Consider the following 23,051-nt stretch of genomic DNA (forward strand, 5'->3'; position numbering starts at 1 on the left):
TTATGGAGAGTATTCAATCCATTAAACAACGGTTTGAGCTAATCGGCAACGACGTTAAGCTCAATCGTGCCATAGAAAAGGCCATGCAAGTGGCCCCAACGGACATATCGGTTTTGGTGACAGGGGAAAGTGGGGTCGGTAAGGAGGCCATTCCCAAGATTATCCATTCCCTGTCTCATCGCAAACACGCCAAATATATTGCGGTTAACTGTGGTGCCATTCCCGAAGGAACCATTGACAGTGAATTGTTCGGTCACGAAAAAGGGGCTTTTACAGGAGCTACCCAGACCCGCAGTGGCTATTTTGAAGTGGCCGATGGCGGGACCATTTTTTTGGACGAAGTCGGGGAACTTCCCTTAACGACCCAAGTGCGATTGCTTCGGGTTTTGGAAAATGGTGAATTTTTAAAAGTGGGATCTTCCCAAGTACAAAAGACCAATGTTCGTATTGTAGCGGCCACCAATATCAATATGTTCGAAGCCATTAAAAACGAAAAGTTTCGGGAAGATCTGTACTACCGATTGAGCACGGTGGAAATCAATATTCCCCCACTGCGTGACCGCCAGGAAGACATTCACCTGCTGTTCCGAAAGTTTGCTTCGGATTTTGGTCAGAAATACAAAATGCCCACCATTCGGTTGGAAGATGATGCGGTTGGATTATTGACGCGTTATCGTTGGCCCGGAAACATCAGACAACTTCGGAACATTGCCGAGCAGATTTCGGTGCTTGAGGAAAACAGAACCATTTCGGCCAGCACTTTAAACAGCTACCTGCCCAATGCCAGCACCTCCAATTTACCAGCAGTGGTCGGTCAAACCAAAAAAGAAAGTGATTTTAGCAACGAAAGGGAGATTTTGTACAAGGTCCTTTTTGATATGAAAAGCGACCTCAACGATTTAAAAAAGCTCACTTTGGAATTGTTAAAACATGATAATTCGGAAAAGGTTCAGGAGGAAAATGAAACCCTGATCCGAAAAATTTACGGAAACAAAGAGGAAGAGGACATAGAAGAAGAAACTACTATGACCGAAGTCTTGCATTTGCCGGAGCCTGTGATTGAAAAACCCATGAACGTGGCACAGCCTCAAGAAGATCGTTATCACTTTGCTGAGGAGATTGAAGAGGAAGAAACCCTATCTTTACAGGAAAAGGAAATTGAATTGATTAAAAAATCACTGGAGCGTAACCGTGGCAAACGAAAGGCTGCCGCTGCCGAACTGGGAATTTCAGAACGGACCCTCTACAGAAAAATAAAACAGTACGATTTGTAAATTACCAACTTTACGACACGAAATGATAATGAAGAGAAAAAATGGTTTTAAGGTTGGACTGCTTGCACTGGTTCTAAGTTTTTACAGTTGCGGAGTGTATAATTTTTCTGGTGCGGATATTGGAACAGCCACAACGTTTCAGGTGAATTTCTTTCAGAATTATGCGGATCAAACACCTGGTTCCACCATTGTCCCTGGTTTGGATAGAGATTTTACGCTGGCTTTGCAGGATATGATTAATAACCTTACAAGTCTTTCACTAACGGGAAGCAATGGAGATTTGGTCTACGAAGGTGAAATTGTGGAATACAAAGTGGTCCCCATGACGGCCACCGCCGACCAGCGAACAGCACAAAACCGGCTTACCATGGCCGTGAATGTGCGGTTTTTCAATACCACGAAAGAAGATGCGGACTTTGAGCGTCGCTTTTCCTTCTTTTATGATTTTGATGCAGCAGCTTCCCTGACATCGATTCAGGCTGTAGCGCACGAAGAAATTTTTGAACGGCTCACCCAAGACATTTTTAATGCCTCTTTGGGAAATTGGTAGTTATGAACGTATCGGATTTTATACAGATTCTACAAAACTCAAATACCATCCTGTCCCCAAAACAGACTCGGGAACTGGAAGATATCATTGAGGAATACCCCTATTTTCAGGCTGCACGTGCTTTACATTTGAAGGGGCTGAAAAATCTCGATAGCTACAAATACAACAACGCCTTAAAAATTACTGCGGCCCATACCGCGGACAGGGATGTGCTTTTTGATTACATCACCTCACAGGAATTTGTTCAAAACAACATTGCGGATACCATCGCAGGTCGACGATCAAAATTGGAGGACCAAAATGCCATTTCCGAAGAGATTGAACCCAGCGAAAATGTGAATGCCATGTTGGTGGACGCCGAAGAAGTGGCACTCCCCCAAAACATTCAGGATGCGGAACAGATTTTGAACCCTGCCTTGTTCAAATCCAAAAGTCCCGAAAAATCCAAAGAAGAAAAGCAGGTCAAAATCGAAGAACCTACCAAGACCGAAGAAAAATCCACTGCTGACACCGACTTACAACTTGGCAAACCCATTCCCTTCACCAAAAAGGAAAAACACTCTTTTACCGAATGGTTGCAATTGACTTCCAAAACTTCAGAGCAAGAACCCGAAGCGGATGTCATGGAGGAATTGGAGAAGAAGAAAAAATTCGACCTTCTGGATAAGTTCATCGAAAACAATCCCAAGATTGTTCCACAGGAAAACACCAATCCCAAAGTCGACATTAAATCATCTACAAAGTTCGACAAAAACGAACTGATGACGGAGACATTGGCCAAGGTGTATCTCGAACAAAAAAAGTACAAAAAGGCCATTCAAGCCTTTAAAATATTGAGTTTGAAATATCCAGAAAAAAGTGGTTTCTTTGCAGACCAAATTCGGGCGGTGAAGACACTGCAGAAAGAAAAAGAATAAAATAAGAAATGAGCACGTTTACAATTTTTTTGATTTTGATCATTATCGTGTGCCTTTTGTTGGTCTTGGTCATTATGGTCCAAAACCCTAAAGGTGGTGGGTTGTCCTCGTCTTTTGGAGGCGGTGGAAACCAAGTTGTGGGAGGTGTAAAAAAGACCGGTGACTTTTTGGATAAAAGTACTTGGACCCTTGCCACATTATTAATTGTATTGATTCTTTTGTCCAATGTTTCCCTAAAAGGAAACTACAGCCAAGCGGATTCAAAATTGTTGCAGGGCGATGATACGGAGACCACTGTTCCAGAAACAGTGCCTGAAGAAGTACCTGAACAACTTCCAACTGGCAGTACCGACCCAACGGACACCATCAATTAACAGTGACAACACATACAAAAATGCCAGCTTGAGTGACAAGCTGGCATTTTTGTTTTCCATAATGTCAGTTTTTGAGCATTGGCATAATTTCTGCCCCAATGTTTCGAGAATTTTTAAAACAAATACCTAAAAATTAAAAATATGGCTAAAGTTAATATCAAACCATTGGCAGACCGTGTTCTGATCGAGCCGCTACAGGCCGAGACCAAAACTGCCTCCGGTATCATCATCCCGGACAACGCTAAGGAAAAACCTCAAAAAGGCAACGTAGTTGCTGTTGGCCCTGGAACCAAAGATGAAAAAATGACCGTTAAAGTAGGTGATACCGTATTATATGGAAAATATGCCGGCACCGAGCTCAAATTGGAAGGTACCGACTATTTGATGATGCGCGAGAGCGATATTTTGGCAATAGTGTAACCAATATGTCATTCCCGCAAAAGCGGGAATCCATCTAAAAACTAAAACGTATAACCCAAAGATTCCTGCCTTCGCAGGAATGACAAAATAAAGTATAAAATGGCAAAAGATATTAAGTTTGAGATAGATGCACGTGACGGCCTTAAAAGAGGTGTTGACAAATTGGCCGAAGCTGTAAAAGTAACCTTGGGACCCAAGGGAAGAAACGTGATCATCAGCAAATCCTTTGGTGCCCCTCAGGTAACCAAGGATGGTGTCTCTGTAGCAAAAGAAATTGAATTGGAAGACCCACTAGAGGATATGGGTGCTCAAATGGTGAAGGAAGTTGCTTCCAAAACCAATGACCAGGCCGGTGACGGTACCACTACCGCAACCGTATTGGCACAGGCCATCGTAAAAGAAGGTCTTAAAAACGTTGCCGCGGGTGCCAACCCAATGGACTTGAAAAGAGGTATCGACAAAGCGGTTGAGGCTTTGGTGGTAGACTTGGAAAAACAAGCCAAAAAAGTAGGTAACGATTCAGATAAAATCAAGCAAGTTGCTTCCATCTCCGCTAATAATGATGAAGCTATTGGTGATCTTATCGCAAAAGCATTTGGTAAGGTTGGTAAAGAAGGTGTAATCACTGTTGAAGAAGCCAAAGGTACCGATACTTACGTTGATGTTGTTGAAGGTATGCAGTTTGACAGAGGATACCTTTCCCCTTACTTTGTAACGGATACCGATAAGATGGTTGCCGATTTGGACAATCCTTATATCCTTCTTTTCGATAAGAAAATCTCCAATCTACAGGAAATCCTTCCAATCCTTGAGCCCGTTGCACAATCTGGAAGACCTCTTTTGATCATTTCTGAAGATGTTGAAGGTCAAGCTTTGGCTACTTTGGTCGTGAACAAATTGAGAGGTGGTCTTAAAATTGCCGCTGTAAAAGCTCCTGGATTCGGAGATAGAAGAAAAGCTATGTTGGAAGACATCGCCATCTTGACTGGTGGTACTGTGATCTCCGAAGAAAGAGGTTTCTCTTTGGAAAATGCTTCTTTGGATATGTTGGGTACTGCTGAGACCGTAACTATCGACAAAGACAACACTACAATCGTGAACGGTTCTGGTAAAGCCTCTGACATTAAAGCCAGAGTAAACCAAATCAAATCTCAGATTGAAACCACTACTTCTGATTACGACAAGGAAAAATTGCAAGAACGTTTGGCCAAATTGGCTGGCGGGGTTGCCGTTTTGTATGTAGGTGCCGCTTCAGAAGTTGAAATGAAAGAGAAAAAAGACCGTGTGGATGATGCCTTGCACGCTACCCGTGCCGCTGTTGAAGAAGGTATCGTTGCCGGTGGTGGTGTAGCTTTGGTTCGAGCCAAAAAAGTGCTTGAAAAATTGACTACTGATTCTTTGGATGAAACTACAGGGGTTCAAATCGTGGCTAAGGCCATTGAGTCTCCTTTGCGTACCATTGTTGAAAACGCTGGTGGTGAAGGTTCCGTAGTAATCTCCAAAGTTCTTGAAGGCAAGAAAGACTTCGGATATGATGCAAAATCTGACAAGTATGTAGATATGCTTCAAGCAGGCATCATCGATCCTAAAAAAGTAACCCGTATCGCTTTGGAAAATGCCGCTTCTGTAGCCGGTATGATCCTAACCACGGAGTGTGCCTTGACAGACATCAAAGAAGATGCTCCGGCTGGACCTCCAATGGGTGGTGGTATGCCAGGAATGATGTAAGATCATCCCCTTCGGATTATAAAATAGGAACGCCCCGATTTGCATCGGGGCGTTTTCTTTTTTTATCTCGTTGTGGAGCTCCCCACGGGAACCCAATAACCCAATTACTTCTTCTTACCAGAAGCTTGGGTAGTCTTCTTTGCAGCAGGCTTAACAGCTTTTGCAGGAGATGACTTTCCAGTTGACTTTGCTTGTTTCATCAGTCAAAAAATTTAAAACTGAAATAAATGTATGCCAGATTTGAATTAAAAATATTTTATTGGCTAAATATTAACTAAAGCATCGTTGAACCGTATTCGAATCATCATTTTTGTTGTCGGTATTACTGAAACTGTTCTTGGTCTAAAACTTTCTGATTTTCTAAGTCCATTGAATTATCTTCTGAAAATCAAAACAATATGAAATGAAACATCTTCGTTCCGCCATTCTTTTGCTTCTGTATGGATTGATTACCGCTTTTGCGGTTCTTACCAAGCATCCAGATGCCAAAGAACCCTCGATGGCGGTAATGGCCTATTATGTACCAGAGAAAGATTATAAACCCGAGGAACTTCCGTTACACCAATTGACCCACATCATTTTTTCCTTTACCCATATCATTGATGGAAAAATGCAGTTCAGGAATGAAGAAGACGGAAAAAAATTGGAACAATTGGTGGAACAGCGAAAAAATCATCCCAACCTTAAAGTGATGATTGCTTGCGGCGGATGGGGTGCCGACGGTTTTTCGGATATGTCCCATACTGCTGAAAACCGGCAACAATTTGTGGAAAGTGTGGTGGAGTTCAATCAAAAATATCAACTGGATGGGTTGGACATTGATTGGGAATACCCAGCCATTCCAGCAGCAGGAACAGGAGCACGCCCCGAAGACAAAGAGAATTTCACCCTGTTGATGAAAGAATTACGGGAAGCTCTCGATACACTGGAACGGAAACAGACCTTAACTTTTGCTTCAGCAGGTTGGAAGCCTTACTACGACAATATTGAACTGGAAAAAGTGATGGGCTATGTGGACTATATGAACATCATGACCTATGATCAAGTTGGAGGCAATTCCCCCTACACCGGCCATCATACCCCTCTGGGTTATATTAAAGAACAGGACCTTGAAGGTACTCCGGCAGCAGAATTCATAGCTAATTGGAAAAAAGAACGTGGGGATGACCGTGATTACGGGCCAAGGTCAGCTGAAAAAATAGTGGAATACTGTCTGGAACAAGGTGTTAAACCCGAACAAATGGTCATTGGTTCCGCTTTTTACGGGAGAGCTTGGAAAGGTGTTCCCCTTGAAAATAATGGACTTTACCAATCCAACTCTGGGCCATATATTGGATGGGCAGCCTACTATAATATTCGAAGTGAATTTGAAAAAAATCCTGATTATAAACGCTATTGGGATTCCATTGCCAAGGCTCCATACCTATACAACGCCAAGGACAGTATTTTTATCAGCTATGATGATACGGTTTCTGTCCGCATGAAAAGTGAATATGCACTGAAAAAGAAATTGGGCGGCATCATGTTCTGGCAATTGGGCAACGACACCAAAGAAAAGAACAGTCTGTTAAAGTCCATGTTCGATGGGGCCACCCAAAACTAAATAAGCAAACTTACCACGTATGCACAATGCTCCCACAGGTAAGCATGTCTTCGCCATAATACGGATTTTTGATTTCCTTTTCAGCACTTAACCAATTGGCTCCTTTCTCGTTATTGGCCATTGGGCAATGCTGCACATAGAGTTTTTGGTCCAATCCTTTCATTTGATTGGCAACCAGAATCATATTCTCAGACAAAAACACAAAATGGCTACGCTGTTCTTCAATGGATTTTTCTCCTGAGATATTGGAAAGGTATTCTTCAATTTTTTTTATATGGGTCATCCCCATATCATCCATTTCCATGGTTTTTAGGTGCTGTACTTTTTGTGATGCTTCGCGGGCCCACTTTTTTGCCTCATTGGTATTGGAATCCACCAAAGCATTCTTTAGCTTAAGATAAGAGTCAATGACCGCATTAAATCCACTTTCAAAATCTTCAGAAAATGTCATCTTCATTCCATGCCCTTCATGCCCGGTCATAGTTGCCCCACCACTTTTATTCATCATGGATTTTTTACCTTGTAATTGAGCGGCGGCATCCACGGTAAAGGTTCCTTTGGCCACAACTTCTTCCCCGGATTCAAGACCTGAAATCACCGCGTAGCTTCCATTACTTAGATTTCCCAGAGCCACTTCGCGCATCTCAAAAACAGCTTCAGATAGGTTTGGCTGCACATATACAACCGAACGTTCTCCTGTCCATAACACCGCACTTTCTGGAATGGTCAAAACAGTCTCCGAAGACTTTGTGTCCATCTTAATTTCACCCACTACAAACATTCCCGGTTTCAACAGCCCTTTTTTGTTGTCCAAATCCGCTCGAACTTCCAAAGTCCTGGTCGAGTTGTTCAGCAAGGGGTCCACAAATGAAATGGTGGCCTGAAACGTTTCATTGGGATAGGACTTCGTAGATACCTCCAGCGTTTGTCCTTTTTTGAACAGCGCCAACTGGTTTTCATAGGCATCAAAAATGGCCCAAACTGAATTCAAATTAGCCACTTTCACCAAAGGTGAACCGGTTTTCACATAATCACCTTCCTCCACCATAATGGAAGAAACCACTCCGGAAACATTGGCGTACACCGGAAAATTTTCAACAACTTTCCCCGAGGTCTCAATTTGATTGATTTGGCTCTCAGACAACTTCCACAGTTTCAATTTGTTCCGCACTGCGGTGTACAAAGCTGGTTGGGTGGATTTTAGTTTCAGTGCCGTAATCAATTCTTGTTGTGCCGATACCAATTCAGGGGAATAAATAGTAGCCAATTGCTGCCCTCTTTTCACCTCTTCGCCCTCATAATTGATGTTCAAGCGTTCTATTCTCCCATTAAAATAGGCGGATTGAACAGCATCTGATTCTTGGTTGACGGCAACCTTTCCTGAAAGTTTTACATTCCCCGCATCGGTGTTTCCAACACCAACAGTTACCGTCTCCACACCAGCCAAAGTCAAAGCATTTGGCGTCATACTAATCTGAGAATACGCCAATCCCTCCCCTGTAGCATCAGCTGGAATTAAATCCATACCACAAATGGGGCAAGATCCCGGTTCTGGCTGCATAATCTGTGGATGCATTGAACAGGTCCACATTTCGCCTGAAGCCATCTCCGTACTGTGGTCATGTTCTTGCTCTTTCATTGCAGTGTCGGAGCTACCTCCAAAAATGAGGTATCCGGCCAGTAGGCCCACTATAACTGCGATACCGATATAAATGATATTTTCCTTTTTCATGCTATTATTTTTTTCGTTTTACAACTTTCCGCATCGTTGGCGATGAGGTAAACCAGAGCAAAAATCCGCTCAATACAGTAATCAATCCCATAAGGGAAAAGGCACGAAGAACGGTGGTATTAAAATCGTCCCTGCTTTCATAATCCATCGTATGGGTCATCCACAGAAAATCGAACCAACGCCAATTCCGGTGTCGAACGGTTTGAAAAGAACCATCCTCCACCGAAACATAGGCCTTGATGTCTTCAGGGGACTCATATGAAATCACATAAGCTGGCAATTTCCGCTCCCGATACTCGTGGTGCTTGTCCGTTTCTTGAATCACCACAACCTCCTTCACCTTTAACTCAGGTGACATCTGTTTCTGGGCAACCGCCAGTGCTTCCTGTTCCGAAATACCATTTTTCAGACTTCCGTCCCTAGCATCGACCAAAAATTCATTATTAATCCAATAGTAAGGTTTCCCTCCTATTTCCTTTAAGCGCAACGAACTTATTTTAGCGGGTAGATTGATTTGTGAAAGTCCAATGAGACCATCAAAAGCCTCAGGTTCATAATCCATATTCCTGAAATGATCCCCATGGATTTCATCAATGTCGGTCCAACTGAAATAGAGGCCGCTGGCCGTCCACATGATGAATTGAATCCCCAAAAACAGCCCCAAATATCGGTGGGCCTTTCTAATCTTAACCGCTGTTGTTCGTTTTACCATTTTAGTTTTAGTCGATTGATTTAGTTCGTAGTCGCAATGCATTGGCTATCACCGATACTGAACTGAAGCTCATGGCCAAGGCAGCAATCATGGGTGAGAGCAAAATCCCAAAGAAGGGATAGAGCACCCCTGCCGCCACCGGCACACCGACGGTGTTATAGATCAATGCAAAAAATAGGTTTTGTTTTATGTTTTTCATGACGGCCTCACTAAGATTCCGTGCTTTGACAATGCCATGAAGGTCTCCTTTTACCAAAGTGATCATAGCACTTTCAATAGCTACATCCGTTCCAGTGCCCATGGCAATGCCCAAATCGCTCTTGGCCAGTGCTGGAGCATCGTTGATGCCATCCCCGGCCATGGCCACTACCTTTCCTTCGTTTTGCAAGCGCTCCACCTCTTTCATCTTATCTTCGGGTAAGGTTTCGGCCTTAAAATCATCCAAATGTAATTCACTGGCAACCGCTTTTGCCGTGTTGGCATTATCCCCGGTGAGCATAATCACAGAAATTCCCTTCTCCTGAATAGCCTTGATCGCTTTGGCACTGGTTTCTTTTATTTTGTCTCCAATGGCCACATAGCCATGACACTTTCCATTTATGGCCAAATAAGAAACGGTTTTCCCTTTTTCTTGTGCTTTTTTGACCTTTTCCTTCATGTCTTCGGAAATTTCCACCTCAGCTTTCTCCATCAATTTGAGGTTGCCCAAATGGATTTTAGCATCTTTTATCTTCCCTTCAACCCCCATTCCCGTGACGGCATTGAAGGACTCCATTTTTAGAGTCTTGACATCTTTTTCCTTACCATAATTTACGGTAGCCTGCGCCAAAGGGTGTTCACTATTGGCATTTACCGAGACAACGTATTGCAACAAATCTCTATCTGAATAGTCATCTGAAAAGGCTTCCAAATGGTCAAACGTGGGTTTACCTTCGGTAATGGTTCCCGTTTTATCTATGATCAAGGTGTCAACATCAGCCATTTTCTCCAAGGCTTCTGCATTTTTAATAAGCACCCCATTTTGGGCGCCCTTACCCACACCGACCATCACCGACATTGGTGTTGCGAGCCCCAAAGCACAAGGACAGGCGATGATTAAAACAGCAATTGCATTGATCAATGCGTAAACATAGGCAGGTTGAGGCCCCCAAATGGCCCAAACTGCAAATGTGATGATGGAAATAATCACCACTGTGGGAACAAAATATGCTGATACCTTATCCGCCAAATTCTGAATGGGTGCCCGGCTTCGACTGGCTTGATTTACCATATCAATGATTTGTGAGAGCAATGTATCGCTACCCACTTTTTCAGCTTTCATCAAAAAAGATTGATTTCCATTAATGGTGCCGCTGCTGACCTTGTCATCGACTCCTTTTTCAACGGGAATGGGTTCCCCTGTGATCATGGATTCATCCACAGAAGTTTCCCCTTCAGTGATAATGCCATCTACAGGAATTTTTTCTCCCGGTTTTACCCGGAGGATATCCCCTTTTTCAATGTCATCGATACTGACCTCAACCTCCTCGCCATCCACAATTTTGACGGCTTTGTTGGGGGCCAATTTCAACAATTCCTTTACAGCATTATTGGTTTTGCTGTGCGCTCTGGCTTCCAACAATTGACCTAAAAGCACCAGCGTAAGGATAACAGTTGCTGCTTCAAAATATACATGAACCGCCCCAGATTCGGTCTTGAATTGGTCTGGGAAAAACCCGGGAAACAACAGTCCCAATATACTGAACACAAATGCCACACCGGCACCGATTCCAATTAAGGTGAACATGTTCAGGTTCCATGTTTTGATACTTCGGTAGGCTCTCTCAAAAAACATCCAAGTAGCGTAAAAGACCACGGGGATTGATAGCCCAAACTGTACCCAGTTCCAATACCTGGGTGTCATTAGTTTGTACAATGGGTTGTTGGGTATCATCTCACTCATGGCTATCAGGAAAATAGGAAGCGTAAACCCTACCGCAATCCAAAACTTTTTGAGCAGTTTTTTATAGGTTTTCTCCTCTGCACTAGCTTCTGGTTTCATCGGAACCAAATCCATTCCGCAAATGGGGCAGGAACCAGGGCCATCTTCCACCACTTCGGGGTGCATGGGGCAGGTCCATTGTTGTTTGGAACTTGTAGCCGTGTTCTGTTCCTCTACTAAATCCATACCACATACCGGGCAGTCTCCTGGTTCGTCGTAGGTTTTGTCCCCTTCGCATCGCATGGGGCAATAAAAGGTGCCATTCCCGTTTGAAACCGTTTTTTTTTCTTCTCTCTTTGGTGGATGATGGTGGTGACCACGCGCATGAATAGTATATCCGCCTCCATCGTTCTTCAGTGCTTCCTCGAAGGTTTCAATGGGAATATGTTCCTTCATTTCGATTGAGGCCTCAGCCTTCTCCAAACTGACTTCAACCCCGGTAACCCCATCAACTTTTGATAGGGTTTCTTGTACATGGTTTCTACAACCATTACAGCTCATTCCGTGTATGTGATAGGTATGTTTCATGTGCTTGTTTTTATTGTTTTTCAATGGTCACATGTAACCTTAGATGACCTAAATAATCATTGTTTGCCGTATTTAAAGATTATTTAGATCATATCGGTTTCATCTTTTTTGTTTTTTATTCAAAACTAGCTGAATACCAGTCGGAAGGTTTTTACAATTCTGGGTTTCTTTTATACAATTTGGTCCAACGGCCTCCTGTTCCACTCTTGCACCTTTTTATAGTCACTCATCGACATCCCAGTTACTGATTTAAACTGTTTGGCCAAGTGACTACTGCTCTTGTAGTTTAAATCGTAGGCTATTTCTGAGAATGTTTTGGTTCCCATTTGAACCTCTTCTTTTACCTTCTCCATTTTGAGCAGGATAAAATACTTTTCAATGGTCAACCCCTCTTTCGCACTAAACATTTTACTGAGTGCCGAATAGTCTCTATTCAGTTTTTTGGCCAAGTATTCTGAGAGATTTTGGTCGGAACGGTTCTCCAAAGCATTGATCAAGTGTTTCTTGATATCCACGATGTACGTCTGATTCACATCCTCAATCAATTCAAAACCATTCTTGGTCAAAATCTCCCGAATACGCTCTATTTGGCCGATAGCCGAATCCTTGAATTCAACTTCGCCCAAGTCAATTTGTACCACTTCAATGCCACTATGCCGAAATTCGTTCTTCAGGACACCTTTGCATCTTTCGCACACCATATTTTTGACTTTAATACGCATAGTGGTACAATTTGAACGTTGCAATTCTACTTAATTATGGGTATGACCGTCTGCCGTGTGTTCCTCATTCAACACATAAGCCATACCACAAACAGGACATTTTCCCTCTTCATCACTTCCACTGCCCTCACAATGCATTACGCAAACATATTTTGAGGTGTACTCCTTACCTTCCATTTTAGCAGTCTCCATACCCTCCATATCATGGCCTTTATGATTCATGTTATCCATGTCGTGACCTTCATGTTCCATGGTCGCCTCCGTGGATGTTTCCTTGGCTTCCTCTGTTTTTCCTTTGCAGGATACAATAAGTACCAAGGCTGATGCAAATGCAATTCCGATAATTGTTCTGATGTTTGTTCTCATTTTTAATAAAATTAAATTACTTGTTGATTAAATAATTGATGATGGCAGATTGCAAATAATACAACTGCACAGATTGTATTTGATTGGTCTGAAATTTTAATTGTAGCTCTTGAATATCCAATACATCGTTGAAATTGATGGTGCCCGTCTCATAATTCTTGATCAAGATTTCTTCGGCGTCCTTCGCCTGATTTAGGTTTTTTGCTTGGGTTTGATGGGCGATACGTGCCTGATTCCGTTGAGAAATAGCATTGGCATAAGCATTCTCCAAAACATTCAATCGCTCCTCTTTTTGAAATTCAATTTCCTTTTGACGAAGCTCGTTCTGTTTGGTGACCGACTTGAATTTGTTATTGAAAACGGGAATGGAAAACGTGACCATGGGCATCACAATATCCTTACCATTATCACTGAACACCATATCCTCCCGTTCCGAAACAGGAATGTAGTCCAACCCAATCCCAAAGCTTGGGGCATTCTCCTTTTGATTCAGCAATTCTGATTGGGCAACCGACTCATACAATTGGTCGTATTTGAGCAACTCTGGATTTAAGCTTAAATCGTCCTTGTTCAGCATGGGGTCGTCCTCCGGAATTTCCATTTCCTCCACAATCTCCACAGCAATGCTTTCTTCACGATTCAGCAAATTGTTGAAAACAGCCTGTTCTGCCAAGTAGGATTGTTCCAATACCTCCTTCTGCTGTTGCAATTCGTTTTGGCGAATTTGAAGTTTTAAAATATCTACCGCCGAAGCTTTTCCCACCTCAACTGAAGTCAGCGCCAAGGTTTCATAAGTTTTGAGCAGTTCTATATTTTCCTGAAGCACCTTTTGCTTGGCCTGAATCCCATAGAGATTATAATAGGATTGCGCCAATGACAACGCCAGTTTTCGCTTGGCGATAACAATTTCGGCATATTCCGTCTCCGCCATGGAACTGGCATAATTCTCCCGTGCCGTGATGGTTCCAAACCAAGGCAACATTTGCGATACCGAAAATCTAGCCCGTTGTGCCCCGGTTCTGGTCTCTGGTTCACTCACAAAATATCCAGCAGCAACGGTGGTGTTGGGCAAGGTGTTCATTTCATTCACCTTTTCTTTGGCAATGTTGTAGCGTAGCTCCAAAGCTTGGATCATGGGACTGTTCTGCGCTGCTTCCTGAAGATAGAACTCCAACGATTGGGCATTTACCCCAAAGGCTGCGAGCGTAAAAACTATATATAGGATTCTCTTTTTCATCGGTTTTGCATTTTAAGTTGCAATTCACTTTTCCAACTGAATAATACAGGCACTACAAATAAGGTAATCAGGGCAATCAACATTCCTCCAAAGCTTGGAATGGCCATCGGAATCATGATATCACTTCCTCTTCCAGTACTAGTAAGGACAGGTAAAAGTGCCAAAATAGTGGTCGCTGTGGTCATCAAACATGGACGGATTCGTTTTTCTCCCGCTTCCAATACCGAAGCTCGAATTTGTTTCAAGTTGTCCGGTTTGTTCTTGTCAAAAGTTTGGGTGAGATAGGTAGCCATCACCACCCCATCATCCGTTGCGATTCCGAAAAGGGCAATAAATCCAACCCACACCGCCACACTCAAGTTAATGGTGTGCATTTGAAAAAGGTCGCGGAGGTTCTCGCCCATAAAACTGAAATTGAGGAACCAATCCTGACCGTAGAACCAAATCATTAAAAAGCCCCCTGCAAAGGCCACCAAAATCCCAGAAAATACCATAAAGGAGGTCGCTACAGACCTGAATTGGAAGTACAGAATCAAGAAGATGATCAATAACGCCAGTGGAACCACCACGGATAAGGTTTTCTTGGCCCGCAGCTGGTTCTCATAAGTACCTGTGAATCGGTAGCTAATACCTTTGGGCACCACCAATTCCCCGCTATCAATCTGTTCTTGAATCTTGGCTTGGGCATTTTCCACCACGTCCACTTCGGCATAGCCATCAAGCTTATCAAAAAGTACATAACCCACTAAAAAGGTATCCTCGCTCTTTATGGCCTGGGGTCCTTGTTCGTAACGAATAGTCACCAATTCACTTAAGGGAATAGGGCTTCCTTTTTGTACAGGAACATATATGTTTTCCAAATCGGAGGGGTTTTCCCGAAGTTCCCTGGGGTAGCGCACCCGGATTCCATAACGTTCTCTACCCTCCACAGTTTGGGTCAGCGTCATCCCCCCAATGGCCACTTCCAATACTTGCTGTACATCTTCGATTACTAAACCATAGCGAACCAGTTTTTCACGGTCAATATCGATAAGGAGATAAGGCTTACCCACGATTCGGTCTGCAAAAACCGCTTCATCCTTGACCCCGGTCGCTTCTTTCAAAATGGGCTCCAATTGTAGGCCAAAATTTTCGATTTCTTTCAAATCCTGACCTTTAACTTTAATCCCCATGGGTGCCCGCATCCCAGTTTGAAGCATCACCAAACGCGTCTCGATGGGCTGTAGTTTAGGTGCCGAAGTGACTCCAGGCAATTTAGAGACTTTCACTATTTCGTTCCAGATGTCATCTGGACTTTGGATTTCGGGACGCCAGTTTCGGAAATATTCCCCGTCACTATCAGGAATCAACAAATTCCTATCGATACGTAACGGCTCACTAACATGATTTTGAGCATACTTTTCTTCATTGCTCACCTCCAAATTTGGATTGGCCAACACTTTTCCGTTGCGCAATTCAAAATAACCATCAGAATTCACCTTGAACCGTTGCGGACTCCCTGCTTCATTTTTTTGGTACTCGGACCGATATTGAATGATGTTCTCGTACATGGAAAGTGGGGCAGGGTCCAAAGCAGATTCCGTTCTTCCGGCCTTACCTACGACTGTTTGAATCTCGGGAATGGTGGCAACGGCCATATCCAATTGCTGAACCACCCTTTTGTTCTCTTCAACCCCAGCATGTGGCAATGAAGTCGGCATCAATAGAAATGAGCCTTCATTCAGGGATGGCATAAATTCCTGACCCGTATTCCGCATGATCAAAAATCCAAATACAACGATTACGGTAGGGATGGAAAGAAACATCAATTTATGTTCCAAAGCCCATTTTAGAATTCGGCTATAGTATTGTCTGAACAAGTAAAACACTCCCAACAATACACTGCAAATCAATCCTACAAAAATCAGGTTGATGGCAATGCTACGATCAAACCCAAGTGGTCTCCAATAGGTTGCCAATAAGAAGGCAATAGTGCCCACGCAGATACCCACATTGAGCATACTGGCTTGTTTTCCGTCCAGCGTTTGACGTACTCCTAGGATACCGGAAACACCAAAGGCGATTAAGGCCAAGCCCAACCAATATCCGAAAGCGATGGCCACCAATCCTAGGGCAATCAAAATACCATTCCAAACATAAGCGAAGATGGGCGTTCGATTTTTCTTTTTAAATATGATGGCCGCAAATGGCGGAATGAGAAACAGCGCCACAATAATGGATGCCGTTAATGCCATGGTTTTTGTAAAAGCGAGCGGCCTAAAAAGTTTTCCTTCAGCGCCCACCATGGTGAAAACTGGAATAAAGCTGATAATCGTAGTCAACACAGCGGTTAATATGGCACCCGAAACCTCAGCTGTGGCATTATACACCACCTCATTGATGGATAAGTTTTGGTCATTTACATCCATGTGCCGGATGATGTTCTCGGAGAGAATCACCCCTACGTCTACCATGGTTCCAATGGCAATGGCGATACCTGAAAGCGCCACAATGTTGGCATCCACACCAAATAGTTTCATAGAGATGAACACCATGAGCACAGCAACCGGCAAGAGTCCCGAAATCAAAATGGAGGCTCTAAGATTAAACACCATGACCACAATCACCAAAATGGTGATAAGAATTTCGAGCGTCAACGCCTCATTCAAAGTACCCAAAGTTTCTTGGATAAGTTCCGTTCTGTCATAAAAGGGAACGATGGTGAGTTGCGAAGTGGTTCCATCTTTCAGTTGTTTGGATGGAAGTCCGGCACTAAGTTCTCCTATCTTTTCCTTTACATTGTTTATGACCTCCAAGGGGTTTGCGCCATATCGGGCCACAACTACCCCACCGACCACTTCGGCACCTTCTTTGTCCAAAATACCACGACGCACAGCCGGGCCCAAGGAGACATGGGCCACATCCTTAATTCTTATGGCGGTGTAATCAGTTGATGAGACTACGGCATTTTTAATGTCATCCAAGGATTTGATATAGCCCAAGCCACGCACCAAATATTCCGCTTTGTTGATTTCCAACGTTTGTGCTCCAATATCCCTATTACTTTGCTTTACTGCTTTTACCACTTGGTCCAAGCCCACATTGTACTGCTTCATCAGCTCAGGGTCTACATCCACCTGGTATTCCTGCACAAAGCCGCCAATAGAGGCCACTTCGGAAACTCCAGATGCAGACGAAAGGGCATACTTTACGTAGTAATCCTGTACGCTTCGCAGTTCTTGCAAATCCCAACCACCAGTTACATTTCCATCTTTATCACGGCCTTCCAAGGTATACCAGAAAATCTGCCCTAAAGCAGTGGCATCAGGCCCTAAAGCTGGGTTCACACCATCGGGCAATAAATTGTTGGGTAGGGAATTGAGTTTTTCCAGAATCCGGCTTCGGCTCCAGTAAAATTCCACATCCTCTTCAAAAATGATATAGATGCTCGAGAAACCGAACATGGAGGAACTCCGAATGGTTTTCACCCCGGGTATGCCCAACAAAGAGGTCGTTAATGGATATGTAATTTGGTCCTCGATATCTTGAGGGGACCGTCCGGGCCATTTGGTGAAAACAATCTGTTGGTTTTCCCCGATATCTGGGATGGCATCCACCGCAACCGGATTACTCGGCAGAAAACCAGTGTCCCAATTAAAGGGTGTGCTGACCGTACCCCAGCCTATAAAAAATAGCAGGAGGAGGATGGCCACCAACTTGTTATCTATTAAAAATTTAATGCTTTTGTTCAGCATATGGGTTTGATTTAGACATTAGATTGATACAAAAACACGTGTAAACACGTTAGCCCAACCTATTCGGTCGGGTTCATTCAATCTATGCTAAATCAAATAAGGAAGGTCTGGTCCAGAACCTGCACGTCCCGTATCAATGGGGGCGGGTTATATTCATTGAATAAGTTGGACTCCTCGGAATCAATTTCAAAAAGTTGAAAATAGGTTTGGACAAAGCTTACCAGAAAGACCTGTTGGTCCAAACTGAAATCATCAAAAGTCACTTTAAGGTTATCTTGACCTTTAATGGTGAAGGATTCATCATCACAACAAGATTTTTCCATGTCTTGTGACATGCCGCAATCATCCGCATGTGAGAAAAGGGAAATATCCATCACCCGGCCCATGCAAAGGTGCTTGTCTACCGTCCAGGAAACGGTAGAAGCCAAGACCAAAAGAGCCATTACTGTGGATACTATTTGATGAAAAATCTGCTTCATTTGACTACAAAACTACAAAATATATCAATTTATTGCTTTGTTTAACAGAAGATTAAACCTTGGACACTTGTAAGTTTCAGTTTGTATGTCGTACAAAATCACGATTCAATACATTTGCAAAAAAAAATTATGTTCACCTCTCTTCAACCTAAAATACTATCCATTGTTTCCGATAAGTCCAAATCCGTGGACACGCGCTTAGGTGAAATCTGCGAGCTTTTAAAAAATAATATTCCTCATTATGATTGGGTAGGATTCTATTTTAAAAATGGTGACAAACCCGAACTGAAATTAGGCCCTTATGCCGGAGCGCCCACTGACCACACCATTATCCCCTTTGGAAAAGGTATCTGCGGTCAGGTTGCCGTGAGCAATCAAAATTTTGTGGTCCCCGATGTTGCAGCCCAAGACAATTATATTGCTTGCAGCATTACCGTGAAGGCTGAAATTGTGGTTCCCCTATTTGTGAATGGGGAAAATGTAGGTCAAATCGATATTGATTCCAACACTCCTGACCCTTTTACGGAGGAAGATGAACGTTTTTTGGAATTCATCAACCAAGAAGTGGCCAAAATTCTGTAAAACTATTGCCATTTTGTTGATAAACCGTTTCACTTTTTAGGTTCAAAAGGGGTAATTTTGTGCGCTTATAAAATTGATTTCCAAAACCTAGAAGATGACTGCCAAAAAAGCCTCTGCTGCACTAATTTCTGTATTTCATAAAGATGGTCTGGAACCCATCGTAAAAAAATTGGACGAACTCGGCGTAACCCTTTATTCCACAGGAGGAACCGAAAAATTTATCCGCGATTTGGGCATCAATGTGGTACCCGTTGAAGATGTGACCAGTTACCCCTCAATTTTAGGAGGTCGTGTTAAGACCTTACACCCCAAGGTTTTTGGCGGTATTTTAAACCGTCAGGATAATGAAAGTGATGTGGCTCAAATGCAGGAATTTGACATTCCGCAGTTGGATATCGTCATCGTGGATTTGTATCCTTTTGAAAAAACGGTTGCCAGCGGTGCATCGGAACAAGATATTATTGAAAAAATTGATATTGGTGGTATTTCCCTGATCAGGGCTGCTGCCAAAAACTTCAAGGATGTGCTTTGCGTTTCATCCATGGAGGATTACGCCGACTTTTTGAACGTGATTACCGAAGGAAATGGCACGACTTCTTTGGAAGACCGCAAACGTTTTGCGACCAAAGCGTTCAATGTTTCATCTCATTACGATACGGCAATTTTTAACTACTTCAACCAAAATGGGGAAGAAACCGTGTTGAAAATTAGCGAGACTCAAGGTCAAGTATTGCGTTATGGAGAAAACCCCCACCAAAAAGGTTATTTCTTTGGTGATTTTGATGCCATGTTCACCAAATTGCACGGCAAGGAGCTATCCTACAACAACTTATTGGATGTGGATGCTGCAGTAAACTTAATGCAGGAATTCAAAAATGATGACCCCACCTTTGCCATCTTAAAACATAACAATGCCTGTGGATTGGCCACTCGAAGCTCAATCAAACAAGCGTATGTGGATGCACTGGCCGGGGACCCGGTTTCCGCTTTTGGTGGCATTTTGATATCGAACAAGGAAATTGATGCTCCAACTGCTGAGGAAATTCACAATTTGTTCTGCGAGGTGGTCATCGCTCCAAGTTACTCTGATGAGGCTTTGGAAATCTTGAAAGGCAAAAAGAACCGAATCATTCTGATTCAAAATGAAATTGAATTACCGGAAACTTTGGTTCGAACTTGTTTGAATGGTGTTCTGGTTCAGGATAAAGATTCCAAGACCGATTCAAAAGAAGATTTGAACCCAGTTACTGAAAAACAACCAACCCCATCCGAAATTGAAGACTTGATTTTCGCTTCCAAATTGTGCAAGCATACGAAGAGCAACACCATTGTTTTGGCCAAAAACAAGCAATTATGTGCGAGTGGTACAGGGCAGACCTCACGTGTGGATGCTTTGAATCAGGCCATCCACAAAGCGCAGTCCTTCAATTTTAATTTGGAAGGTGCAGTAATGGCCAGCGATGCCTTTTTCCCATTTCCCGATTGTGTGGAGATTGCGGACAATGCCGGAATTAAAAGTGTGATTCAACCTGGAGGGTCCATCAAAGACCAATTGAGCATTGATTATTGCAATGAAAATGGAATGGCGATGGTGATGACCGGCACACGGCATTTTAAACATTAATTTTAGTACATTAGCCGATAATTTTTACCGTTAATCCGAAAATAGACGCTTTTTATGGGATTTTTTGATTTCATGACCGAGGAAATTGCCATTGACCTTGGTACTGCAAATACCCTGATCATCCACTTGGACAAAGTGGTGGTTGACAGTCCTTCCATTGTAGCGCGGGACCGCGTTTCAGGAAAAATAATCGCGGTGGGGCGCGAGGCCAACATGATGCAGGGGAAAACCCATGAAAACATCAAAACCATACGACCGTTAAAGGATGGGGTAATCGCAGACTTTGATGCTTCGGAAAAGATGATCAATATGTTCATCAAGAATATTCCAGCATTAAAGAAAAAATGGTTTCCACCCGCTTTGCGAATGGTTATTTGTATCCCATCGGGAATTACGGAAGTTGAAATGCGCGCGGTACGCGAATCCGCGGAACGTGTAAACGGTAAAGAAGTGTATCTGATCCACGAACCTATGGCGGCTGCCATTGGTATTGGGTTGGACATTATGCAGCCCAAAGGAAACATGATTGTGGACATCGGTGGGGGTACCACTGAGATTGCCGTGATTGCCTTGGGTGGCATTGTGTGTGACAAATCAGTGAAAATTGCGGGTGACGTGTTCACCAACGATATCATTTATTATATGCGAACCCAGCATAACCTGTACGTGGGTGAAAGCACTGCTGAGGCCATTAAAATTGAAATTGGTTCTGCGACTGAGGATTTAAAGTCTCCACCGGATGACAAATCTATCCAAGGGCGTGATCTTTTGACCGGAAAACCAAAACAGGTGCAGGTCTCTTATCGTGAAATTGCAAAGGCGCTTGACAAAAGTATTCTTCGGGTTGAGGATGCGGTAATGGAAACCTTGTCGCAAACCCCACCCGAACTTGCTGCCGATATTTACAATACTGGAATTTATTTGGCCGGGGGTGGCTCTATGTTGAGGGGATTGGATAGAAGATTGTCCCAAAAGACCGATTTGCCAGTTTATATTGCGGAGGATCCCTTAAGAGCGGTTGTGCGCGGAACAGGGATTGCGCTTAAAAATTTGGAACGTTACAAGAGCATCTTGATCAAGTAAAATTGGAACTTTGTTCCTTTCCCGCTTGAAGCGTTCAAACCTTCTTAACGATACGATTGCATGCAACGGATCATCAACTTTATCCTTCGTAATAGAAATGCGTTCCTCTACTGCTTTCTTGCGCTCATTTCGTTGGTGATTACGGTTCGGTCACATTCCTATCATCAGTCCAGATTTTTTAATTCTTCCAAATGGCTCACCGGCAATGTGTATGGCACCGCTTCGGATGTATCCTCTTATTTCAACTTACGTGAAGAAAATACCCGATTGGTAGAAGAAAATGAACGGTTGCGAAGAATGCTTTTCAATGCAGAAAATGCCGTAATTGAACCTTTGGATTCATCCTTAGTGGAATATGAAGTTCTAAGCGCCCGATTGGTGAAGAACAGTTTTACATCACCCCGAAACTATATCACTATAGACAAAGGCAAGAATCAAGGTGTTAAACAAGATATGGGTGTGATTACCACCAAGGGAATTTTAGGTATTGTTGAGAACGTTTCCAATAATTTTGCCACGGTGCAGAGTGTGTTGAACACCAAATCCAACATCAATGCAAAAATCAAGCATTCCAATTATTTTGGTTCTTTGGTTTGGGATGCAAAGGATTACACCACGGCACAGTTGGTGGACATTCCCAGATTGGTGCCCTTGGTTGTGGGCGATACCATTGTTACAGGAGGAATGTCCAGCATTTTTCCGGAGGAAATTCCAGTTGGGGTCATTAAAAAGTATGATCTCAATGATTCCAAAAGCTTTTACAATATTGATGTTGAACTGTTCAACGACATGGTCAATATTAAGAACGTATACCTAATTGAAAACAAGAACCGAGAGGAAATAAAGGCCCTGGAGTCGACCACAGCAAATGAATAATTCCGTATTCCTAAATACCGTTCGTTTTGTGCTATTGGTGCTTACCCAAGTGTTGATTTTCAACAATCTTCACTTTATGGGATACATAAACCCTATGGTCTACGTGATATTTTTCTATTGGTATCCCATAAAAGCGAACCGAGCGCTCTTCATGGTCATTTCCTTTTTTCTGGGATTTATGATCGATATCTTTTCGGATACACTGGCACTCCACTCCATTGCCTCATTGACGGTGGCCTATGCAAGACCAGTGGTCATGCGTTTTTGCTTCGGTGTGAACTACGAATTTCAAAATTTCACTTTCAAGAATACCACAAAAGTGCAGCGGGTCACTTTTTTGGCCTTACTTATTTTGATTCATCAAATGGTATTCTTTTCGCTAGAAATTTTAAGTTTTTCCCACATCCTATTAATTTTGAAAAAGGTTTTAACCACAGGTGTTGTAACTTTGATACTCTGTACACTCTTTAGTTCACTTTTTAGTCCTAAAAACGAATAAAACAACCATTGTTACGTTGGAATACTGGAG

At 43.0% G+C, this 23,051-nt stretch carries 20 protein-coding genes; 12 read left to right on the forward strand and 8 right to left on the reverse strand.

The window, feature by feature from the left end:
- The first annotated feature begins 2 nt into the window (after positions 1-2).
- From ACFSJE_RS07865 to ACFSJE_RS07895, 7 genes are all read left to right on the forward strand, one after another.
- Positions 3-1,274, forward strand: a complete 1,272-nt coding sequence (locus ACFSJE_RS07865) for a sigma-54 interaction domain-containing protein (protein WP_379830440.1) — start codon at positions 3-5, stop codon at positions 1,272-1,274.
- A 28-nt stretch (positions 1,275-1,302) separates the two neighbouring features.
- Positions 1,303-1,824, forward strand: coding sequence for an LptE family protein (locus ACFSJE_RS07870; RefSeq protein WP_379830441.1), 522 nt, complete (start codon positions 1,303-1,305; stop codon positions 1,822-1,824).
- A gap of 2 nt (positions 1,825-1,826) precedes the next feature.
- Positions 1,827-2,741: a hypothetical protein gene (locus ACFSJE_RS07875; protein ID WP_379830442.1), complete on the forward strand. Its 915-nt coding sequence runs from the start codon at positions 1,827-1,829 to the stop codon at positions 2,739-2,741.
- A gap of 8 nt (positions 2,742-2,749) precedes the next feature.
- Complete coding sequence (secG, locus tag ACFSJE_RS07880; RefSeq protein WP_379830443.1) at positions 2,750-3,115, forward strand: preprotein translocase subunit SecG; 366 nt, start codon at positions 2,750-2,752, stop codon at positions 3,113-3,115.
- A 141-nt stretch (positions 3,116-3,256) separates the two neighbouring features.
- Positions 3,257-3,535, forward strand: a complete 279-nt coding sequence (locus ACFSJE_RS07885) for a co-chaperone GroES (protein WP_379830444.1) — start codon at positions 3,257-3,259, stop codon at positions 3,533-3,535.
- Positions 3,536-3,634: 99 nt separating this feature from the next.
- Positions 3,635-5,263: a chaperonin GroEL gene (gene groL, locus ACFSJE_RS07890; protein ID WP_379830445.1), complete on the forward strand. Its 1,629-nt coding sequence runs from the start codon at positions 3,635-3,637 to the stop codon at positions 5,261-5,263.
- Positions 5,264-5,666: 403 nt separating this feature from the next.
- Positions 5,667-6,866, forward strand: a complete 1,200-nt coding sequence (locus tag ACFSJE_RS07895) for a glycoside hydrolase family 18 protein (protein ID WP_379830446.1) — start codon at positions 5,667-5,669, stop codon at positions 6,864-6,866.
- 10 nt (positions 6,867-6,876) lie between these two features.
- On the opposite strand, the gene ACFSJE_RS07900 is transcribed toward ACFSJE_RS07895, so the two are convergent.
- The 8 genes from ACFSJE_RS07900 to ACFSJE_RS07935 form a co-directional block, all read right to left on the reverse strand.
- Positions 6,877-8,598 (reverse strand): efflux RND transporter periplasmic adaptor subunit, encoded by a 1,722-nt coding sequence (locus ACFSJE_RS07900; RefSeq protein WP_379830447.1) that lies wholly within the window; start codon positions 8,596-8,598, stop codon positions 6,877-6,879.
- Positions 8,599-8,602: 4 nt separating this feature from the next.
- Positions 8,603-9,310, reverse strand: a complete 708-nt coding sequence (locus ACFSJE_RS07905; protein WP_379830448.1) for a hypothetical protein — start codon at positions 9,308-9,310, stop codon at positions 8,603-8,605.
- A 7-nt stretch (positions 9,311-9,317) separates the two neighbouring features.
- Entirely contained in the window at positions 9,318-11,819 is a 2,502-nt protein-coding gene (locus tag ACFSJE_RS07910) for a heavy metal translocating P-type ATPase (protein WP_379830449.1), read from the reverse strand.
- 170 nt (positions 11,820-11,989) lie between these two features.
- Positions 11,990-12,541, reverse strand: a complete 552-nt coding sequence (locus ACFSJE_RS07915) for a helix-turn-helix domain-containing protein (protein ID WP_379830450.1) — start codon at positions 12,539-12,541, stop codon at positions 11,990-11,992.
- Positions 12,542-12,571: 30 nt separating this feature from the next.
- Positions 12,572-12,907 carry a heavy metal-binding domain-containing protein gene (locus ACFSJE_RS07920; RefSeq protein ID WP_379830451.1) on the reverse strand — a complete coding sequence of 112 codons (336 nt, stop codon included), beginning with the start codon at positions 12,905-12,907 and terminating at the stop codon, positions 12,572-12,574.
- Positions 12,908-12,923: 16 nt separating this feature from the next.
- On the reverse strand, positions 12,924-14,144 hold the full coding sequence (locus tag ACFSJE_RS07925; protein ID WP_379830452.1) for a TolC family protein: 1,221 nt from the start codon (positions 14,142-14,144) through the stop codon (positions 12,924-12,926).
- Entirely contained in the window at positions 14,141-17,878 is a 3,738-nt protein-coding gene (locus ACFSJE_RS07930; RefSeq protein ID WP_379830453.1) for an efflux RND transporter permease subunit, read from the reverse strand. The genes ACFSJE_RS07925 and ACFSJE_RS07930 overlap by 4 nt, the downstream gene beginning before the upstream one ends.
- Positions 17,879-17,970: 92 nt before the next feature.
- Positions 17,971-18,357 (reverse strand): HYC_CC_PP family protein, encoded by a 387-nt coding sequence (locus ACFSJE_RS07935; protein ID WP_379830454.1) that lies wholly within the window; start codon positions 18,355-18,357, stop codon positions 17,971-17,973.
- 129 nt (positions 18,358-18,486) lie between these two features.
- Between ACFSJE_RS07935 and ACFSJE_RS07940 the strand changes: the two genes are divergently transcribed.
- From ACFSJE_RS07940 to ACFSJE_RS07960, 5 genes are all read left to right on the forward strand, one after another.
- Positions 18,487-18,939: a GAF domain-containing protein gene (locus ACFSJE_RS07940; protein WP_379830455.1), complete on the forward strand. Its 453-nt coding sequence runs from the start codon at positions 18,487-18,489 to the stop codon at positions 18,937-18,939.
- Between the two features lie 94 nt (positions 18,940-19,033).
- The gene (gene purH, locus ACFSJE_RS07945; RefSeq protein ID WP_379830456.1) at positions 19,034-20,563 is read left to right on the forward strand and encodes a bifunctional phosphoribosylaminoimidazolecarboxamide formyltransferase/IMP cyclohydrolase; all 1,530 of its coding nucleotides are present in this window, start codon (positions 19,034-19,036) and stop codon (positions 20,561-20,563) included.
- 54 nt (positions 20,564-20,617) lie between these two features.
- Positions 20,618-21,646: a rod shape-determining protein gene (locus ACFSJE_RS07950; protein ID WP_036380166.1), complete on the forward strand. Its 1,029-nt coding sequence runs from the start codon at positions 20,618-20,620 to the stop codon at positions 21,644-21,646.
- 60 nt (positions 21,647-21,706) lie between these two features.
- Positions 21,707-22,522: a rod shape-determining protein MreC gene (gene mreC / locus ACFSJE_RS07955; RefSeq protein WP_379830457.1), complete on the forward strand. Its 816-nt coding sequence runs from the start codon at positions 21,707-21,709 to the stop codon at positions 22,520-22,522.
- On the forward strand, positions 22,515-23,021 hold the full coding sequence (locus ACFSJE_RS07960; protein WP_379830458.1) for a rod shape-determining protein MreD: 507 nt from the start codon (positions 22,515-22,517) through the stop codon (positions 23,019-23,021). The genes mreC and ACFSJE_RS07960 overlap by 8 nt, the downstream gene beginning before the upstream one ends.
- The last annotated feature ends 30 nt before the right edge of the window (positions 23,022-23,051 follow it).

Origin of the sequence: Flagellimonas iocasae (assembly GCF_042682725.1) — a bacterium.
GTDB classification, from domain to species: domain Bacteria; phylum Bacteroidota; class Bacteroidia; order Flavobacteriales; family Flavobacteriaceae; genus Flagellimonas; species Flagellimonas iocasae.

Coding starts and splice junctions, on each gene's coding strand:
- ACFSJE_RS07905 (WP_379830448.1), bottom strand. CDS start 9,310: ATGGTAAAACGAACAACAGCGGTTAAGATTAGAAAGGCCCACCGATAT.
- ACFSJE_RS07875 (WP_379830442.1), top strand. CDS start 1,827: ATGAACGTATCGGATTTTATACAGATTCTACAAAACTCAAATACCATC.
- ACFSJE_RS07940 (WP_379830455.1), top strand. CDS start 18,487: ATGTTCACCTCTCTTCAACCTAAAATACTATCCATTGTTTCCGATAAG.
- secG (WP_379830443.1), top strand. CDS start 2,750: ATGAGCACGTTTACAATTTTTTTGATTTTGATCATTATCGTGTGCCTT.
- ACFSJE_RS07865 (WP_379830440.1), top strand. CDS start 3: ATGGAGAGTATTCAATCCATTAAACAACGGTTTGAGCTAATCGGCAAC.
- ACFSJE_RS07885 (WP_379830444.1), top strand. CDS start 3,257: ATGGCTAAAGTTAATATCAAACCATTGGCAGACCGTGTTCTGATCGAG.
- ACFSJE_RS07960 (WP_379830458.1), top strand. CDS start 22,515: ATGAATAATTCCGTATTCCTAAATACCGTTCGTTTTGTGCTATTGGTG.
- ACFSJE_RS07915 (WP_379830450.1), bottom strand. CDS start 12,541: ATGCGTATTAAAGTCAAAAATATGGTGTGCGAAAGATGCAAAGGTGTC.
- groL (WP_379830445.1), top strand. CDS start 3,635: ATGGCAAAAGATATTAAGTTTGAGATAGATGCACGTGACGGCCTTAAA.
- ACFSJE_RS07895 (WP_379830446.1), top strand. CDS start 5,667: ATGAAACATCTTCGTTCCGCCATTCTTTTGCTTCTGTATGGATTGATT.
- purH (WP_379830456.1), top strand. CDS start 19,034: ATGACTGCCAAAAAAGCCTCTGCTGCACTAATTTCTGTATTTCATAAA.
- ACFSJE_RS07900 (WP_379830447.1), bottom strand. CDS start 8,598: ATGAAAAAGGAAAATATCATTTATATCGGTATCGCAGTTATAGTGGGC.
- ACFSJE_RS07920 (WP_379830451.1), bottom strand. CDS start 12,907: ATGAGAACAAACATCAGAACAATTATCGGAATTGCATTTGCATCAGCC.
- ACFSJE_RS07935 (WP_379830454.1), bottom strand. CDS start 18,357: ATGAAGCAGATTTTTCATCAAATAGTATCCACAGTAATGGCTCTTTTG.
- ACFSJE_RS07930 (WP_379830453.1), bottom strand. CDS start 17,878: ATGCTGAACAAAAGCATTAAATTTTTAATAGATAACAAGTTGGTGGCC.
- ACFSJE_RS07950 (WP_036380166.1), top strand. CDS start 20,618: ATGGGATTTTTTGATTTCATGACCGAGGAAATTGCCATTGACCTTGGT.
- mreC (WP_379830457.1), top strand. CDS start 21,707: ATGCAACGGATCATCAACTTTATCCTTCGTAATAGAAATGCGTTCCTC.
- ACFSJE_RS07870 (WP_379830441.1), top strand. CDS start 1,303: ATGAAGAGAAAAAATGGTTTTAAGGTTGGACTGCTTGCACTGGTTCTA.
- ACFSJE_RS07925 (WP_379830452.1), bottom strand. CDS start 14,144: ATGAAAAAGAGAATCCTATATATAGTTTTTACGCTCGCAGCCTTTGGG.
- ACFSJE_RS07910 (WP_379830449.1), bottom strand. CDS start 11,819: ATGAAACATACCTATCACATACACGGAATGAGCTGTAATGGTTGTAGA.